The sequence below is a fragment of the Paenibacillus rhizophilus genome (assembly GCF_003854965.1).
Classification (GTDB): domain Bacteria; phylum Bacillota; class Bacilli; order Paenibacillales; family Paenibacillaceae; genus Paenibacillus_AQ; species Paenibacillus_AQ rhizophilus.
This window is the reverse complement of sequence record NZ_RQPI01000011.1, coordinates 114,663-132,122: the sequence shown is the minus strand read 5'-3', so window position 1 is coordinate 132,122 and position 17,460 is coordinate 114,663. Positions and strand designations below refer to the sequence as shown.

General features: G+C 54.7%; 14 protein-coding genes and 1 pseudogene. 7 read left to right on the top strand and 8 right to left on the bottom strand.

The genetic code is table 11. The features are described from left to right. Positions 1–79: 79 nt before the first annotated feature. On the bottom strand, positions 80–1,075 hold the full coding sequence (locus EH198_RS17630; RefSeq protein ID WP_124696834.1) for a DMT family transporter: 996 nt from the start codon (positions 1,073–1,075) through the stop codon (positions 80–82). An 84-nt stretch (positions 1,076–1,159) separates the two neighbouring features. Here EH198_RS17630 and EH198_RS25435 point away from each other — a divergent pair. Next, positions 1,160–1,306, top strand: a pseudogene (locus tag EH198_RS25435) (helix-turn-helix domain-containing protein); the annotation flags it as partial. Positions 1,307–1,356: 50 nt separating this feature from the next. Next, on the top strand, positions 1,357–2,640 hold the full coding sequence (locus EH198_RS17620; protein WP_185702944.1) for an MFS transporter: 1,284 nt from the start codon (positions 1,357–1,359) through the stop codon (positions 2,638–2,640). Between the two features lie 118 nt (positions 2,641–2,758). Here the strand turns inward: EH198_RS17620 and EH198_RS17615 are convergent, their stop codons facing one another. After that, complete coding sequence (locus EH198_RS17615) at positions 2,759–2,950, bottom strand: H-type small acid-soluble spore protein (protein WP_124696831.1); 192 nt, start codon at positions 2,948–2,950, stop codon at positions 2,759–2,761. A 32-nt stretch (positions 2,951–2,982) separates the two neighbouring features. Then, a complete protein-coding gene (locus tag EH198_RS17610; RefSeq protein ID WP_124696830.1) occupies positions 2,983–3,192 on the bottom strand; it encodes a hypothetical protein in 210 nt (69 codons plus the stop codon). A 195-nt stretch (positions 3,193–3,387) separates the two neighbouring features. On the opposite strand from EH198_RS17610, the gene ku reads away from it, so the two are divergent. Genes ku through ligD form a run of 3 tightly spaced genes read left to right on the top strand, consistent with a single transcriptional unit; the run spans position 3,388 to position 6,265 of the window. Next, positions 3,388–4,386: a non-homologous end joining protein Ku gene (gene ku, locus EH198_RS17605; protein WP_124696829.1), complete on the top strand. Its 999-nt coding sequence runs from the start codon at positions 3,388–3,390 to the stop codon at positions 4,384–4,386. A gap of 10 nt (positions 4,387–4,396) precedes the next feature. After that, complete coding sequence (locus tag EH198_RS17600; protein WP_124696828.1) at positions 4,397–5,341, top strand: ATP-dependent DNA ligase; 945 nt, start codon at positions 4,397–4,399, stop codon at positions 5,339–5,341. A 39-nt stretch (positions 5,342–5,380) separates the two neighbouring features. Next, positions 5,381–6,265 (top strand): non-homologous end-joining DNA ligase, encoded by an 885-nt coding sequence (gene ligD, locus EH198_RS17595; protein WP_124696827.1) that lies wholly within the window; start codon positions 5,381–5,383, stop codon positions 6,263–6,265. Between the two features lie 100 nt (positions 6,266–6,365). On the opposite strand, the gene EH198_RS17590 is transcribed toward ligD, so the two are convergent. Both EH198_RS17590 and cls read right to left on the bottom strand, forming a co-directional pair. Further along, complete coding sequence (locus EH198_RS17590; RefSeq protein ID WP_124696826.1) at positions 6,366–7,274, bottom strand: YitT family protein; 909 nt, start codon at positions 7,272–7,274, stop codon at positions 6,366–6,368. Positions 7,275–7,399: 125 nt separating this feature from the next. Beyond that, positions 7,400–8,830: a cardiolipin synthase gene (gene cls / locus EH198_RS17585; RefSeq protein ID WP_124696825.1), complete on the bottom strand. Its 1,431-nt coding sequence runs from the start codon at positions 8,828–8,830 to the stop codon at positions 7,400–7,402. A gap of 203 nt (positions 8,831–9,033) precedes the next feature. On the opposite strand from cls, the gene EH198_RS25375 reads away from it, so the two are divergent. Both EH198_RS25375 and EH198_RS17575 read left to right on the top strand, forming a co-directional pair. Beyond that, positions 9,034–10,170, top strand: a complete 1,137-nt coding sequence (locus tag EH198_RS25375) for a M23 family metallopeptidase (RefSeq protein ID WP_281278018.1) — start codon at positions 9,034–9,036, stop codon at positions 10,168–10,170. A 35-nt stretch (positions 10,171–10,205) separates the two neighbouring features. Then, the gene (locus EH198_RS17575; protein WP_124696824.1) at positions 10,206–10,649 is read left to right on the top strand and encodes a bactofilin family protein; all 444 of its coding nucleotides are present in this window, start codon (positions 10,206–10,208) and stop codon (positions 10,647–10,649) included. Positions 10,650–10,698: 49 nt separating this feature from the next. Here EH198_RS17575 and EH198_RS17570 read toward each other — a convergent pair whose 3' ends face one another. The 3 genes from EH198_RS17570 to gltB form a co-directional block, all read right to left on the bottom strand. Then, a complete protein-coding gene (locus tag EH198_RS17570) occupies positions 10,699–11,481 on the bottom strand; it encodes an ABC transporter permease (protein WP_124696823.1) in 783 nt (260 codons plus the stop codon). Beyond that, positions 11,474–12,403 carry an ABC transporter ATP-binding protein gene (locus EH198_RS17565; RefSeq protein WP_124696822.1) on the bottom strand — a complete coding sequence of 310 codons (930 nt, stop codon included), beginning with the start codon at positions 12,401–12,403 and terminating at the stop codon, positions 11,474–11,476. The genes EH198_RS17570 and EH198_RS17565 overlap by 8 nt, the downstream gene beginning before the upstream one ends. A gap of 202 nt (positions 12,404–12,605) precedes the next feature. Next, positions 12,606–17,201, bottom strand: coding sequence for a glutamate synthase large subunit (gene gltB / locus EH198_RS17560; RefSeq protein ID WP_124696821.1), 4,596 nt, complete (start codon positions 17,199–17,201; stop codon positions 12,606–12,608). Between the last annotated feature and the right edge of the window lie 259 nt (positions 17,202–17,460).

The window sequence follows — 17,460 nt, the reverse complement described above, 5'->3', positions numbered from 1 at the left end:
GTATCCGCAGCTATCGTCCGAAATTTTGAATACATTTTATTATATCGGTCCCACAGCCTTACCGCAACACGCCCGGGTCTCACTGCGCCGCAGAAACGCTCTCTCGTTCAGTTTGCTTTTCGGTGCGTTCCTTCTCCGGTTTGGAATGGGAGAATAAGCTATGCAAGATCATGCCAATAATAATAACGGCAATTCCGGCCCATGACAGAACGGTCGGAGCGGGAGCGGACAGTATAAGCATCTCCCCAAGCAGAGCAAACAGTACCTCAAGCGACTGTGTTGCCTCCACCGCCGCCAGTCCCGTCATGCTGTGTCTGACCATATCGGTGGCCCGGAAGAACAGCACCGTCGCCACAACGCCCGATGAAAGCGCGATAATGGCTGACTGGACCAGTTGGCCCTGGGAAGGAAGGCCAGACTCCTTCCAGCCGAACAGCGCGACCAATATCCAGAAGGGCATGCTGGCAAGAGTCATTCCAAGAATGCGCTGGAATACGTCCAGCCTGCCGCCGCACAGCTCCATCGTCTTGCGGTTGCCGAGCGGATAGGCAAAGGAAGCGACGAGCACGGGCACGATGCCGAGCAGCACTTGAGACACCGACAGCTTCTGGGCATGCTCCAGTTGAAGCACCGCAACGCCCGCGAGAATGATTACGGAAAGGCCAAGTCCGCGAAGCGGAATTTTGCCCCTTCCGGCCACAAATCCTTGAGGTCCTTGTATCCGGGTAACAAACAGCGGCGCGAGCAAGGAGCCGGAAATAATCGTAATCTGCCACGTTCCGGCCGTCAGCCAGCCCGGGGCGTAAGCCGCCGCAAAGGTAATCGGGGCATAGAACAGGCCGAAGCCGACCGTGCCCCACAGCAGCCAGGACCAGGGCTTGTCAGCCATCTCTCGAAGAAGCGGCTTCAATCTGCGGCGTCCGGCCACGAGGGCCAGCAAAAAAGGCAGGGTGAACAAATACCTGAGCGAGGAACTCCATGCCCAGCTTCCTCCGGACAGCTCCATCCGGCGGTTTAGTACAAAGGTGATGGCAAAGAACAGCGCCGAACAGACGCCGTAAAGCAAAGGTTTCAAGTGATCAACTCATTTCTTTTTGTATAAAGCTAAGCTTATAAATACCAAGTTTAACCAACTAAGGAGCAGCAAGCCCTTCTTTAACAGATGTTTGGGTGCTGTCGGTTTGTGTTTAATCATTTCTTGTCTTGGCGACTGCCACGGTTCACCAAAATGCGGCCGGAAAGTTTTCGGTCTCTCTGGTTCAACAAAATTATAACAGCATTTTTGCACCTGAACGAGAATTTTTAAATATCATCATTATGTTGTTACGGTCCGATATTGAGAAAGGAGATGAGCATATGAGACAATCGAAGAATCCAGTTAAGAAACTCGATGCTCCCCCTGTCTATCGCTGGTACGTATTAATTATCCATGTGATTGTTTTCGCACATTTTTTTATGAGTCTGCAATTGATTTCCGTATTCGGAATTACCATTCAAAGGGAATGGAAGATTACGGTGACGGAGGTTACCCTTCTGATCACATCCTCCATGATCGCTTATACACTCTTTCCTCTCATCGGAGGGGCATGGGGCGCAAAATGGGGTCCGCGTAAAACCGTTACGGCCGGTATTCTGATCAATACCGCCGTCACTTTGCTCTTTCCGGTGGCGGGAGACAGCTATACGGCCATATTGGCGCTGCGTTTCTTTCAGGGCATTTCGGGCGGGCTAATCATCGGCGCAATCGTCGGCGGGACTTCCGTATGGTTTCCTACCAGGCAGAGAGGCATCGCTTCAGGCATTTTGTTCGGGTTTCAGGGCGTAGGCTTTTCCGTTCCCTCGATTGTCGGCCCGATGCTGACCGATACAGGCATGTCATGGCAGATGGCAAGCGCGATAATGGTCTGCGTGCCGGGAGTGATCCTGGCTGCTGTGGTGTATTTCACTGTAAAAGGCTTGAATGAGGTCTATCCCGGCGTGACTTCGATCGATCATTTGCTGGGCGGAAATAACGTTCCGCAGCAGAACCCAAGAACGGCGACGGGAAATTTGAAGTATATCAAGCCTAAAACCATGAAAGAAGCGCTGCGCCGGTCAAGGGTTTGGGCGGCTGCCGTCTATGTATTCGTCAACGGCTGGCTTATTTACGGTCTGAGCTCTTTCCTGCCGCGCCTGCTGTCCGTCGATTTGGAGATTCCGGAAAAGACCGCGTCAGCGATGCTGGGAGCCACTTTTTTCGTTACCTTCGTGGCCGCGCCTCTGGGCGGGATTATTTCCGACTTTGTGTTTAAAGGACGGCGTTATCCCGTTCTGTTGATCGGAGCCCTGCTGTCGGTCGTCACGATTGTTGCGGTACCGCATACTTCCATCAAGTGGCTGGGCTTCATGCTTATTCTGGCGTTCGCCTCGACGTCCATTGTCAGCGGTCCCTTCTGGTCGCTGCCTTCCGAACTGGTCGATTCGAAAGCGGCTATTCGGTCCAGCTCCATGTACACGATATTCGGCAACGGCGGCGGCGCCGTGGCCGCGCCCATTCTGGCCTACTTCAGCGAAGCGGCGGGCAGCGGCATCATAGCGCTCTATATCTGCGTAGCCTTGGCTGCGGCAGGGGCTGTCAGCGCATTGTTCATTAGGCAATGAAATGGCCCTGACAAGCAGCGGATGGCGAAAAGCAGCGGCAGTCCTACAACAATCAGAGCCCGCGCATTCCGCGTGGGCTCTTGGTTTGAGTTCACAAGATTCAAGGAAATAGAAACTGCTAGTGCTTCGGCTTCTGCTCTTCCAGCCGGTCCACGCCGACCGTATGCACATTGGTTGGCCGCGAGCCGACCTGAACGGTCGCCATGCCGTTTGCCGCATCTACATGCTCGATCCATACCGATTCACCGTCCAGATGTACGGAAATGTTATCCTTGGAAGCGAAAATATCCTGCGCACGCTGTATGTCCATGTTTGTTCCTCCCTTTTATACAAAACCCTGTTTCAGCTCATCCTGATCTTCTCATCCCGATCATCCAGATCGTCCGGATTGTCCTCCGTCAGTCCTCCGATTGTCCGGTCCGCATCCAGATTGTCCGTGCCCGGAACAATCTCCTCTTCCCGGCGCCGCACGGTAAGCTCTTCCCAGTTCACGGCCGTCCCGCATCTGTCGGGATATTCCTCTTGCTCCTGCCATCCGTTTTCCGGAAACATCGATCTTCCCGCCTCCATTCGCGATAACGCCATGCCATGAATTTGCCGAAACCGGACAGTGTTATGTTCCCCGGCAGCAAAAAGATCTATTCTATCCGGCGGACGGCACAACCGAAATTCTTCAAGGTGTAAAAAGACAGATGCCGTTCATACTAAGTCAAAGCGGAATTTTTTTAGAAAATGAGGTGTTATTCAATGCATACCGTTTGGAAAGGCGCCATCAGCTTCGGACTTGTACATGTTCCGGTCAAAATGTTCTCGGCCACTGAGGATAAGGATGTCTCCTTGCGCTATATCCATAAGGCTTGCGGCAGTCCCTTGTCCTATGTGCGAAAATGTCCGGTGTGCGACAAGGAAGTGGCCTGGGAAGAAATCGGCAAAGGTTATGAGTATGAAAAGGGGAAATTCGTCGTCTTTGACAAAGACGAGCTGGACACACTGACGGAGGAAAGCACCAAAAATATTACAATCCTCGACTTTGTGGATTTGAAGGATATCGATCCGATTTATTTTCAGAAAACGTATTACCTTTCTCCCGACCAAGCCGGGGCAGGCGCTTATCGCCTGCTGATGGAAGCGATGCGCCAGACGGGAAAAATCGGCGTCGCCAAAATATCCATCCGCTCCAAAAGCAGTCTTGCCGCGATTCGGGTGCTGGAAAATTGCCTGTCGATTGAAACGATGTTCTACCCGGACGAGATCCGGCCGGTGTCCCAGGTACCGAGTCTGCCGGAGGCCGGTGCGGTGAACGACAAGGAGCTGGATATGGCCAAACTGCTTATATCTCAGCTGTCGACGCCGTTCGAGCCGGGAAAATATACGGACGATTACCGCCAGCGGATGCTGGACCTGATCTCAAGCAAAGTGGCCGGCGAGGAAATCCGCATCGCTCCGGCGCGTCAGGAGACGAATGTGATCGATCTGATGGCCGCGCTTCAGGCCAGCATAGAGGCCGTGCAGCATATTCCGTCCGATCCGGGCAGCCCGGCGGGCGCTCCTGCGGCCAAACCCCGCAAAACGGCGGGTGGGCGGAAGAAAGCAGCTCCCAAGGCCGGCGGCGGCACGGCAGAGGGCGCCGCGGCAGCCGGAAGCGCGATACCGTCCGACGGAGCGGCCGCCGCTTCTTCCCCGGCGCCTGTTATCGCGCCCAAGCCGAAGCGCCGCAGCGCGAAGAGCAAGCAAACGGTATCCTAGGGCTGCGCCGATGAAATTCACGCCCATCATTCCGTTTGAACCGATGATTACAGACCGGCCGCCTGCAGGAGAGCAGTGGACTGCCCAGATTAAATGGGACGGCGTCCGCATGCTCTCCTATTATGACGGGAGTTCCACGGAGCTGATCAATCGGCGGAAAAATAACCGCACAAGGCAGTACCCGGAAATCGCGGCAGCGGCAAGCTACTGCAAAGCGGATTCCGTCATACTGGACGGTGAGGTTATTGCGCTTAGTGAAGGAAAACCTTCTTTTCACGAAGTGATGCGCCGCGACAGCCTGAAGAACGATTCCGCCATTGCTTCGACGGTCAGGCAAATTCCGGTTCTGTATATGGTATTCGACATTTTGTACTGCAACGGGTTATGGACTATGGACCGGCCCTTCTCCGAGCGCCGGAGCCTGCTTGAAGAAATGCTGCTGCCTCACCCGCATGTTCAGGCCGTACCGAGCTACAGCGATTCCGCCGGGTTGCTGGCTGCCGCTCGCGCAAAGGGACTTGAGGGCATAGTCTGCAAGGATGTGAACGGCGTCTACACACCGGGCGGGAAAGACAAGCGCTGGCTCAAGTGCAAGATCATTTCCGATCTCAATGCCGTCGCCGGAGGCGTCACATTCCGGGACGGCACGGTCAATGCTCTGCTGCTCGGCTTATATGGCGATGACGGACGTCTGCATTATATCGGACACGCGGGCACCGGGAAGATGAAAGTTAAGGACTGGCAAGAGTTAACCGTTCTTTCACACAGTCTAGCCGTGAACTACATGCCGTTTGCTTCCATCCCGCAGCGGGTCAAAGGAGCGTTCTGGATTCGTCCGGAACTGGTATTTAAAATTCACTTTCTGGAATGGACTGAATCCGGTACACTTCGCCATCCCAGCATTCAAGCCAGGCTCGATCTCTCTCCCTCAGAGTGCCTGCTGCCGAATCGTTAATTGCCGCCCTGTATTCATTCATTTTTGGAGGAATGCCGTATGCCAGCCGCCGTCAAAGGCTCCATTACCATCGAAGGACAAACGGTCCCCATCACCAATCCCGATAAACCGCTGTGGCCGGAGCGGGGAATAACCAAGCGCATCTATCTGGAGAAGCTTGCCGCCCTGTCGCCGTATTTACTGCGCTATCTCAAGAACCGGCTGCTGACGGTAATCCGCTACCCGCATGGAGTCCCGGGCAAGTCCTTTTACCAAAAGAACGCTCCGGACCCGCTCCCGCCCTTTGTCCGCACCGTTAGGCATGAAGAGATTAACTACATCTCGCTGGACGGGCTTCCCGGGCTGCTCTGGCTGGGCAATTTGGCCGCCCTGGAATTTCATCCCTCACTGCATTATGCCGGCAGCAGCCTTCCTTGCGAATGGATGATCGACCTTGATCCTTCCCGTGAGGTGGAGCCCAGGATTATGGAAGCGGCAGCGATTGTCGGGAAGGTGCTGAATTCGCTCGGGCTGGCTTCGGTGCCGAAGACGTCGGGAGCGACCGGCGTGCAGATTATCGTCCCGATCAAGCAGGGGGTTACGTTTGATGAGCTTCGGAAGGTCGGGCATTTTGTCGGCCGGTATGTTACCGAGAAGCATCCTAAGTTGTTCACACTGGAGCGGCTCAAGAAACAGCGCGGAGATAAAATCTACTTCGATTACCTCCAGCATTACGGCGGCAAGACGCTCGCCGCCCCTTATACCCCCCGCGCCCGTCCGCTCGCTACCGTATCCACGCCCCTGACATGGGACGAGGTTGAACGCAATGTCTCGCCAGAGGATTATCATCTGCTCAATATTGAAGAACGCCTGCGCGCCAAGGGCGATCTGATCGCGAAGCTGCCACCGCAGCCGGTGGAGCTTGTTATCGCCGGCCTGCGGTAAGCGATTGTCCATCTTCGGCGCCATAAACGGCAAAACCTCCGTCTTTCGCAGGCTGCGATGCGGAGGTTTTGAGTATGCGTATTTTTTCGAGTATGAGTGCTTAGTGAATGGATTTCTTTTTAAAGCGTCCGCCTTTGACATCATGGATATTCCCGACTGCAACAAAAGCCTCGGAATCCCAGTCTTCGACAATTGCCTTCATCTTGGCTTCTTCCAGCCGGGTGATCACGACGAAAATAACTTTCTTGTCCTCGCCCGAAAATCCGCCTTCCCCCTGCAGGTAAGTTACGCCCCGGCCGAGCCGCTCCGTCAGCGCTTCGCCAATATCGCGGTATTTATCGCTGATGATCCAGACCGACTTCGACTGATCCAAACCTTCGAGGGTGACATCAATCATTTTGAACGCAATATAGTAGGCAATCAGCGAGAACATGGCATTATTCCAACCGAACACAAAGCCCGCTCCAGTCAAAATAAACAGATTGAAGAACATAACGACCTCGCCCACTGAAAATGGCAGTCTTTTGGCAACCAGAATCGCCACAATTTCCGTGCCGTCCAGCGATCCTCCATAACGCACCACAAGTCCGACGCCGACGCCGAGAATAACGCCGCCAAATACCGCTGCAAGCAGCGGCTCCACCGTAATCGGCTGCACAGGATGAAGCAATTGAGTGCCGATCGACATTACGACGACCGCAAACAGTGTGGATAATGCGAACGTCTTGCCGATTTGCTTATAGCCGACGATAAGAAAAGGAAGATTGAGAAGTGTCAGTAAAATCCCGAGGGGAATATCAAAAATATGCGACAGCATAATCGAAATGCCTGTTATGCCGCCATCGACCATCTGATTCGGAACGAGGAAAATTTCTAGCGCCACGGCCATCATGCCTGCCCCAATTACCATCATCACGGTACGCTGCGCCAGTCTGGCTGTCTTGATTGTCCCGGATTTCCGGGGTTTATTCGGTTCCTCTTTAACTAGAATGTGTGGACTCGTACCCATAGAACTCCCCCTGTCTTTGCCGTAATTTTTCAATAGTCATTATATTATATCACATTGCAATACCCGATAATGAATGGACAACCCAAATAACCCTTGCTGAATTTGATCTCCTGCCCTATTTCCTTTCACAGAAGCGGAGAAAGCAGGCTGCAAATTTCTTCTTTTCTCCGGGCGGCATTGCCCCGTTTGCTGAAAACATCCGGATCAACCGCCTCGCTGTCCTCCAGGTCGCGCCGAAACTGATCGGCCAGTTCTTCGATGCGCTGCGGCTGAAGCAGCACAGCAGACAGCTCGAAATTGGAATAGAAGCTCCGCATATCCAGGTTGACACTGCCAACAGAAGCCAGCAGACCGTCGGCGATCCATACCTTTGCATGCATAAAGCCCTTGCGGTAACGGTAAAATTTCACGCCAGCATCCAGCAAATCATCCAAGTACGAAAGAGAGGCGTTATAGACAAACGCATTGTCGGGTTTGCCCGGAATGATAATCCGCACATCCGCTCCTCGCAAAACGGCGGTTTTAAGCGCCCGTAAAATTGCCGGATCGGGTATAAAATAAGGCGTCTCGATCCAAATCCGCTTCTCCGCCGCGCTGAGCGCGGCAAAAATCATAGTCTGTGCGGAGTCGATTGCGCCGTCCGGACCGCTGCCGATGATTTGAACTCCCTCTTTGCCTTCACAGGCATGGATGGGGAACAGACGCGGATGGCTTAAACGTTCACCGGAAGCCAGCCGCCAATCTTTCAGGAAAATACGCTGGATAAAGTAGACGGCGTCTCCCTCCAGCTTCAGATGGGTATCGCGCCAAAATCCCATTTTCGGGTCTTTGCCCAAGTATTCGTCGCCGATGTTGATCCCGCCGGTGAAGCCGACAAGACCGTCCACCACAAGGATTTTACGATGGTTGCGGTAATTGAAGCGCCCGCCGAGCAGCGACGCGAGCGGCGGCAGAAACAAATGCGTCTCTACCCCGGCGCCGGATAACGCGCGAAGAAAGCGCCGGCTCAGCTTGTGGCTGCCGAGCCCGTCGCACAGCAAACGGACTTTTACACCCTGCCGGGCTTTGCGGATCATGACATCCTGGAATCTCTCCCCGATACCGTCATCGCGAAAAATATATACCTCCAGATGGATATGCTCGGAAGCCGCTTCCATCGCTTCAAGCATGGAAGCGTAGGTTTCGCCCGCGTTAACCAGAATCCGGGTGGCGTTTCTGCCGGTTACCGGACTTTCCGACAGCCCGGAAAGCAAGCGCAGCAGCTCTTTTCGGCCGGCCAGCTCCGGGTTACCGGTATCCTCCACGCGGGTTATGGGCCGGCTCCGTTCTTCGGCGTGCCCGTGGAGTCCGCAGCGCGTTTCTGCGGCGCAAGCTTTAAGCCTGCGGCCCTGTTTGTAATCCCGGCCTAAAAAGTAATAGACCAGCAGACCGAGCGGCGGACAGCAAAAGAGCAGAAACAGCCAGGCGACCGCTCTTTGAGGACGGCGGTATTCGAGAAACAGAATCACAATGATCTGTACAATAAACAAACACAGCACTGCAACGAATATTTTCATGCCGTCCTATTCTCCTTTGCTGTCGTACGCGACAGACCGTGTAAGCTGCATAAGTACAGGTTTTGCCGAAACTCCCCCGCTTTATTCAATTAATCACATGTCATGATCCCGTGCGGTCCGGAATACATAGAGTAATATGGACAACGTGAACAACAAAGCTTCCGGCCGCGAGCCTTACGGTCTGGGCGCAGGAAGGAGATGTTATGAAAAGTCAATCAGATAAGATTACCCTTCTCGTTGTCAGGGATGCCGGGCGTCCGGTCAGACAGCTTCAGCTTTCCAGACCGATGGCTATGGCCCTTCCGGCCGCGGCCGTTCTGTCCTTGTCGAGTCTGATCAGCTCCATGCATTATCATGCCTCCCGCTCCATGCAGGAACTTGAGGCCGAAGCCGCCGCCCTGTCCTCGCAGAATGTTCGTCTGGAAGCGAAGATCGCGGATAAGGAAAAAACGCTGCAGCAGGTCCAAAGTGAAGCCGCCGGGCTCTCGAAAGAAGCCAAAGCGATCAAGGAACGGCTAAAAAGCGTAGATGCGCTGGAACAGGAACTGCAAAACCTGATTAATCAACAAAAGGAGGATTCTCACGGTAAGGAATCGACAGCGGACATGTCCGTTCAAGGGACGGGTTCCGCGTCCGGCGCAGACTCCGGGTCAAAGGCCATATTCGCCGCGCCGGCCCATTCCGCTTCTCCTTCAGCTATCACCATCCGTATCGGAGCCTTTACCGCCGCCATCGATGACACCCCCGCCTTACGCGTAGGAGGCGAATATGTCGCCTCCTACGGGAACGGGGAGATCCGTACCCTCCTGGAGACAAAGGACGAGCTTACGGAACTCAGCGGCATGCTCGAAGAGATGGTCCGGAGCCTTTCCCGTACGGTACTGGATGCCCAAAAAGCGGAGGCGGATCTGCAGCAGCAGAAGCTTCGGCATAACGCGCGCCAGATGCATTCTTTCCTGTGGCCCACTTCCTCCCGGACCGTCTCCTCCAGCTTCGGCTATCGTACCGATCCTTTCAAAGGAAGTTCTTCTTTCCACGCCGGAATCGACATCGCGGCTCAGACAGGCGATTTTATATTTGCAGCTCAGAGCGGTACAATCCTTGCCGCAGAATGGTCGGCTGCGCGCGGCAATTACATCGTGATTGACCACGGAAACGGGCTGCAGACCTCCTATATGCATCTCAGCAGCTCGGCAGTGTCCGCCGGAGACAAGGTCGTCAAAGGCCAGCGAATCGGACAGGTCGGCAGCACCGGAAGAAGCACCGGCCCTCATCTGCATTTCCAGGTCAGCAAACAGAACAAGACCGTCAACCCCTTGTCCTATGTCCAACCGAATTGAAATGAACCCGCGATGAAGAAATGGAGGAATGAAGCATGTGGAATAAAAAAGGAAAAGGAAAGCCCGGCGCTTCAACAGATTCCCTGTTCGGCCATGGAGGAACGCTGGAAGGAAAAATCCAATGTGACACCAATTTGCGCATTGACGGCGGTTTTACGGGAGAAATCCGCTGCAGCGGCACGTTAACGATCGGCGAGCAAGGACGCGTCCATGCCAGCATTACCGCCGCCGATGTATTTATCGCAGGTAAAGTATTCGGGGATGTAACCGCGAAGCACAGCCTGATTCTGACCTCGACAGGCAGTCTGCACGGCAGTGCGGCGGCAGGCAAGCTCTCCATAATGGAGGGCGGAATCCTGAACGGGTTGGTAGAAATGGAAGAACCGTCCTCTCCGGAAGGAGCGAACGGTTCAGTATGGACCGCAGAATGCGCCGCAAATGCAGAAGACGATTTACAGCATGACGGACACGCCTCTTAGGAGCTGACCTCCATGATATGGCCAGGCCCGGCTTCTTGTTTTTTTCCGGTCAACCGGCAACGTCTCTGCGGCTGAACACAACCCAGGACAACAGCAGGAAAACGGCATAATAGACGGCAAGCACCGCAATGGAGAAGCCCAGGGTCACGCCTCCGGGTCCTTTGTCCGCCACCAGATAGGCGCTTAAGTCCATATGGGTAAAGAGCAAATACTTCGCCCATTCATACCGTTCGGGATTGAAAATAGCGGTAAATACATCCTTGGCGAACATAATAAACAGCGACAGGCCGATCGCCAGGCCGCTTGCGCGGAACACGCTGGAGACCATGAAGGCAATCGCCGCGGTCAGGAACAGCTCGATATACCGGCAGCCGATATCCAACAGGCTATAAGCTTCCGGACTCCAGCCGCCAATCGGCATGGACGTTCCTTCCGCGGAAAACAGAATGCGCGACGCTCCGAACGCACAAACCGCCAGCAGAACCGTCGTGAGGATGCTGAACAGCACCATCGCAATATATTTTGAAAGCAGGATTTTCGAGCGGCTCCAGGGCCGGATCAGCAGCAGCTTGATCGTTCCCCAAGAGAATTCGCCCGCCACGGCATCCGAAGCGATGACAACGGTAAAAATCGTATTCAAGAAGAACATTACGCTTATCGTCATTTGAAAGCTGTTCCACATGGTCGGCCGGTATTGCGGCTCGCTGGTTACGTACGTAAGCACCGGCACCAGGATACTCAAAACAACGAGCAGAAACAGCATGATCCAGGTACGGATGCGGCTGTATATTTTAATATTCTCGTTATGTACAAGCGCCGAGAAACTACTCAATGCCTTCACCTCCTGTCATCTTCAGGAATTGGTCCTCAAGCGAAACGACAACTTCTTTTATGCCGTATACTTGAATTCCGCCGCCTATCAGCCGTTCGTTCAGCCCGGGAATATCGCTCCGGAGAGCTCTCACGACAAGGCCTTCCGCCTCCACAGTTCCGCCGATAAGCGCCTGTGCGGCTCCCGGATCATTCACTTCGAACAAGATCTCCCTGCTCTGCGGCCCTGCCTTAGCATCTCCTACACTCTTAAGCTGACGTACGTCGACCAGTTTGCCGTTCTGAATGACCGCCACGCTGTCGCACATCAGTTCCATTTCGGACAGCAAGTGGCTGGAGACAAACACGCTTGTTCCTTCGTCCCGGCACAGCCGCCGCAGATAATCACGCAGTTCGCGGATGCCCTGGGGATCAAGACCGTTAGTCGGCTCGTCCAGAATGAGCAGCTTGGGACGGTGAAGTAAAGCCTGGGCTACCCCGAGACGCTGGCGCATGCCGAGCGAATAGCTCTTCACTTTGTCATGAATACGATTGTTCAGTCCGACGAGCTGGATGACTTCATCAATGCGCTGCTTCGTTACTCCACTGACCATACGCGCATACTGCCGCAAATTCTGGTATCCGGTCAAAAACTTGTACATTTCCGGATTTTCCACAATCGCTCCGACCTGCGCCACCGCCTCTTCAAAATTCGTCCTGATGCTTCTTCCGCCAATCATAATATCGCCCCGGCTAATCGAGATCAGCCCAACCATCATCCTTATGGTTGTTGTCTTGCCCGCGCCATTCGGGCCCAGAAAGCCGAAGATTTGTCCCGCCGGAATATCGAGCGTCAAGTCGCTGACCAGCGTTTTCTTGCCGATTTGTTTGGTCACGCCAAGGAGCCTGGCGACCGGTTCCTGAACCGCTATATTTGCCGTCATTATTGCACCATCCTTCCGTTATAAATTTCGCAAAAAATTCCCTATATTAGGTTAGACGACTCCGACAGTAAACATACTGCAAAAACTTTTCTGTATCTTTCTCTGATTAGCAAAAAAAGCGGCAGCTCGGAGCCCTGCTCCAAACTGCCGCTTGCATTGCGTTATCGTTATTTAAAAATATAAGAAAGTGTTAGCTTGCCGCTTAGCCGCCAACCCGTGCCAACTCGCGCATGTTCGCTTCAAAAGCAGCCATCAATGCGGCTTCGCCGGTCAGGCCGGTTTCTTCCACCTTGCGGATTTGCTCCATCATCCGTTTGTAATCCTTCGGAATGACACGGACGAATTTCGGCAGATTATCCTGCCAGCTATCCAGCACACGCTGTCCAAGAGCACTGTTCGTCAGCTCCGTATGACGGACGATCATGCCATGCAGATCTTCGATCTCTTCGCTCTCCTCAACGCGCTCCAGCAGAACCATTTCCAGGTTGCAGCGGTTGATAAACGTATTGTCAGGATCGTATACATAGGCGATGCCGCCCGACATTCCCGCCGCGAAGTTGCGTCCGGTTCCGCCCAAGACGACTACGCGTCCACCGGTCATGTATTCGCAGCCGTGGTCGCCCACGCCTTCAACGACAACCTTGGCGCCGGAGTTACGGACCGCGAAGCGTTCGCCGGCAATGCCGCTGATATAGGCTTCGCCGCTTGTCGCTCCGTAGAAGCCGGTGTTGCCGACAATGATGTTCTCCTCGGCGGCAAACGTCGCTTTCGGAGACGGCTTAACGATCAGCTTGCCTCCGGAAAGGCCTTTGCCGATGTAGTCGTTCGTGTCGCCCTCAACCGTGATGGTAATGCCCTTCGGCATGAATGCCCCAAGGCTTTGTCCAGCAGAGCCGGTGAAGTTCAGGCGAATCGTGTCGTCCGGCAAGCCGGCCGCACCGTATTTGCGCGTCAATTCGCTGCCGAGAATCGTGCCGACGGCGCGGTTGACGTTCGTAATCGGCAGGGATGCCTCCACAACCGTTCCGTTCTCGATGGCCGGAGCCGCAAGAGAAAGCAGCGTGGATACGTCCAGCGTCTCTTCCAGCCCGTGACTCTGTTTCTTGCTGTTGAAACGCGTGCTGCCTTCAGGCAGTTCAGGCGTATGCAGCAATCCGCTGAGATCGACGCCCTTCTTCTTCCAATGATACGAAGCTTGAACAGCATCCAGACAGTCGGTGCGTCCGACCATTTCTTGAATGGTGCGGAAGCCGAGGCTGGCCATAATTTCGCGCAGATCCTGCGCGACGAAAGTCATAAAGTTAACGACATGCTGCGGATCGCCGGCAAAGTTCTTGCGCAGATCCGGATTCTGTGTTGCGACGCCAACCGGACAGGTGTCCATCTGGCAGACCCGCATCATGATGCAGCCCACAGCCACCAGCGGCGCAGTGGCAAATCCGTATTCTTCGGCGCCAAGGAGCGCGGCCACGGCCAGATCACGGCCGCTCAGCATTTTGCCGTCCGCCTCCAGGACGATACGGTCACGCAGATTGTTCAGCATCAGCGTCTGATGCGTTTCCGCAAGGCCCAGTTCCCACGGAAGGCCGGCATGACGGATGGAGTTCATCGGCGACGCGCCGGTGCCTCCGTCGTATCCGCTGATCAGGATCACGTCGGCGCGGCCTTTTGCCACACCTGCGGCAATCGTTCCGACACCAACCTCGGATACGAGCTTCACATTGATATTCGCGCGCGGGTTGGCGTTCTTCAGGTCGTAGATCAGCTCCGCCAAATCCTCGATGGAATAAATATCATGGTGAGGAGGAGGCGAGATCAGACCCACGCCCGCCGTGGAACCGCGAACCTCGGCAACCCAAGGATACACCTTGCGTCCCGGAAGCTGTCCGCCTTCGCCCGGCTTCGCGCCCTGCGCCATCTTGATTTGAATCTCGTCGGCGTTCACCAGGTAATTCGACGTTACGCCGAACCGTCCGGATGCGACCTGCTTGATCGCGCTGCGGCGGGAATCCCCATTGGCATCCGGAATGAAGCGCGCCGGATCTTCCCCGCCTTCGCCGGTATTGCTCTTACCGCCGATGCGGTTCATCGCAATCGCCAGCGTCTCATGCGCTTCCTTGCTGATCGAGCCAAAGGACATGGCTCCGGTCTTGAAGCGTTTCATGATCGATTCCACCGGTTCCACTTCTTCCAGCGGAATCGGCTCTCCTACCGGCTTGAATTCAAGCAGGGAACGAAGCGTCTGATGCTTCTTGCTCTCGCCCTGAACAAGGGCGGAGTATTTCTTGTACATATCGTAATCGCCGCTGCGGACGGAATGCTGAAGCATGTGGATTGTCTGCGGGTTGAACAGATGATCCTCCCCGTCGCTGCGCCATTGGTATTCACCGCCGGAATCCAGCACTTTGTCCTTGCCGTCCTTATCGGAGAAGGCGCGGTTGTGATGCACCAGAGTCTCCGCAGCCACTTCTTCCAGACCGATGCCGCCGATGCGGGATGGAGTCCAGGTGAAGTAGCGGTCAACGAACTCGGAATTCAGGCCGACCGCCTCAAAGATTTGGGCGCCACGGTAGGACTGGATCGTGGAAATGCCCATCTTGGACAGGATTTTGACGACGCTCTTGGTCGCGGCTTTAATGTAGTTCTTTACGGCCTTCTCATGCGAAACGCCTCTCAGCAGGCCCTGGGCAATCATGTCGTCCAAGCTCTCGAACGCCAGGTACGGATTTACCGCGCTCACGCCGTAGCCGAGCAGAAGCGCATAATGATGCACTTCGCGCGGTTCGCCGGATTCCAGCAAAATCGTAACTTTGGTCCGCGTGCCTTGACGGATCAGATGGTGATGCAGGCTCGATACGGCAAGCAGAGCCGGAATGGCCGCATTCTCGCGGTCTACTCCGCGGTCGGACAGAATAAGAATATTGTGGCCCTTATCGATAACCCGGTCAGCGGCTTCGCTCAGACGGTCAAGCGCGGTACGCAGCCCTTCGGCCCCCAGCTCCGCCGGGAACAGAATCGGAATAGTCATCGCCTTGAAGCCGGCGCGGCGTACATGTCGGATCTTCGCGAAATCCTCATTGGACAGAATCGGTGTCTCAAGCGCGATCTGTCGACAGCTTTCCGGTTCTGGTTTAAGCAGGTTGCGCTCCGGTCCGATTGTCGTTGTCGTCGAAGTAACCAGCTCTTCGCGGATAGCGTCGATCGGCGGGTTGGTTACCTGGGCGAACATTTGTTTAAAGTAGTTATAAAGCCGTTGCGGACGGTCGGACAGCACCGCCAGCGGAGCATCGTAGCCCATGGAGCCGACCGCTTCGGCGCCGCTAGACGCCATCGGCTCAAGCACCTTGCGCAGATCCTCGAACGTATAGCCGAAAGACTGCTGCAGCTGCTGAACGTTGTCATGCTTCGGATTCGGCAGCTCCGGAGCATCCGGAAGCTCGCTGAGGCCGATCAGATGCTCGTCGAGCCAGTCGCGGTACGGATGCTCGGAAGCGATGGACGCCTTCACTTCTTCGTCGGAAATAATGCGGCCTTCCTGCGTATCGACCAGCAGCATGCGGCCCGGTCTCAGCCGGTCCTTGTACAGCACATTTTCCGGCGGGATATCCAGTACGCCCGCTTCGGAGGACAGAATAATCAAATCGTCCTTCGTTACATAATAGCGCGAAGGCCGCAGACCGTTGCGGTCAAGGATCGCGCCGATTTGCACGCCATCGGTGAAGCCCATGGCGGCAGGCCCGTCCCATGGCTCCATCAGGGTGCTGTGGTATTCATAGAACGCCTTTTTCTTCTCGTCCATGCTGTCGTGGTTGCTCCACGGCTCAGGAACCATCATCATGGCCACATGAGGCAAGGAACGTCCGCTCAGGTACAAGAATTCAAACGTGTTGTCGAACATCCCCGTGTCGGACCCGTCCGGGTTGATGATCGGCTTGATTTTGTCCAGATCGCTGCCGAACACTTCGCTCTTGAACAAGGACTGCCGTGCATGCATCCAGTTCACGTTGCCGCGCAGCGTGTTGATTTCGCCGTTGTGAATCATGAAGCGGTACGGATGCGCGCGCTCCCAGCTCGGGAACGTGTTGGTGCTGAACCGGGAGTGGACAAGCGCGATCGCCGATTCCAGCTTTTCGTTCTGAAGATCGAGATAGAACTGTCCAACCTGCTCGGTGGTCAGCATTCCTTTGTAAACGATTTTGCGGCAGGACAAGCTTGGCAGGTAGAAGGAATCTCCCTCTTCCAATCCGCCGTAGCGGACAGCCAGCTCCGCCCGTTTGCGGATAACGTACAGTTTGCGTTCGAAGGCAAGATCGCCTTGAATATCGCCGGAACGTCCGATAAATACCTGGCGTACATAAGGCTTGGCGGCCTTTGCCGTCTTGCCCAGCATGTCGTCGCAGGTAGGAACGTCGCGGAAGCCGAGCAGCGTCTGCCCTTCTTCGGCGATAATGTCGCTCAGGATGCGCTCGTGTGCGGTGCGGATGCTTTCGTTATGAGACACAAAAAGCATGCCGACACCGTAAAGGCCCGCCTCCGGCAGTTCAAAGCCGAGCGCTTTCGCTTCTTCGGAGAAGAACCGGTGCGGAATTTGCAGCATAATACCCGCGCCATCGCCGGAATTCGGCTCACTTCCCTGGCCTCCGCGATGCTCCATATTGGCGAGCATGGTTAAGGCGTTGCTGACAATCTCATGAGAAGGCTTTCCTTTGATATGGGCGACAAAACCCATGCCGCAGGCATCTTTCTCGAACTGGGGATCGTAAAGGCCCTGTTTAGGGGGCAGTTCTGTGTGTCTCATCTTACGCAACCTTTCTATAATAAAGTGGGGCATTATTAATAATTATTCAACGCAGAGTGGTTATATTATTTTATCATCGACCTCACATGAGCGCAATTTAAACTTTTTTATTATACTGATTAAGATTAGCTTTTGCGTCACAGCTTTAGCGAAATAAAGCCCAATTAATCTCCCTGATGAATATTTATACATAATAATTGAATATGGGCTTATAAATTGAAAGCGCTATACACATGTAATCCTTTTGTAATATTAATGG

What these genes read in the sequence shown, in the direction of transcription:
- EH198_RS17590 (WP_124696826.1), bottom strand. Translation starts at nt 7,274, where the DNA reads ATGGGTACGAGTCCACACATTCTAGTTAAAGAGGAACCGAATAAACCC.
- ligD (WP_124696827.1), top strand. Translation starts at nt 5,381, where the DNA reads ATGCCAGCCGCCGTCAAAGGCTCCATTACCATCGAAGGACAAACGGTC.
- EH198_RS17610 (WP_124696830.1), bottom strand. Translation starts at nt 3,192, where the DNA reads ATGTTTCCGGAAAACGGATGGCAGGAGCAAGAGGAATATCCCGACAGA.
- cls (WP_124696825.1), bottom strand. Translation starts at nt 8,830, where the DNA reads ATGAAAATATTCGTTGCAGTGCTGTGTTTGTTTATTGTACAGATCATT.
- EH198_RS25375 (WP_281278018.1), top strand. Translation starts at nt 9,034, where the DNA reads ATGAAAAGTCAATCAGATAAGATTACCCTTCTCGTTGTCAGGGATGCC.
- EH198_RS17565 (WP_124696822.1), bottom strand. Translation starts at nt 12,403, where the DNA reads ATGACGGCAAATATAGCGGTTCAGGAACCGGTCGCCAGGCTCCTTGGC.
- ku (WP_124696829.1), top strand. Translation starts at nt 3,388, where the DNA reads ATGCATACCGTTTGGAAAGGCGCCATCAGCTTCGGACTTGTACATGTT.
- EH198_RS17575 (WP_124696824.1), top strand. Translation starts at nt 10,206, where the DNA reads ATGTGGAATAAAAAAGGAAAAGGAAAGCCCGGCGCTTCAACAGATTCC.
- gltB (WP_124696821.1), bottom strand. Translation starts at nt 17,201, where the DNA reads ATGAGACACACAGAACTGCCCCCTAAACAGGGCCTTTACGATCCCCAG.
- EH198_RS17600 (WP_124696828.1), top strand. Translation starts at nt 4,397, where the DNA reads ATGAAATTCACGCCCATCATTCCGTTTGAACCGATGATTACAGACCGG.
- EH198_RS17615 (WP_124696831.1), bottom strand. Translation starts at nt 2,950, where the DNA reads ATGGACATACAGCGTGCGCAGGATATTTTCGCTTCCAAGGATAACATT.
- EH198_RS17620 (WP_185702944.1), top strand. Translation starts at nt 1,357, where the DNA reads ATGAGACAATCGAAGAATCCAGTTAAGAAACTCGATGCTCCCCCTGTC.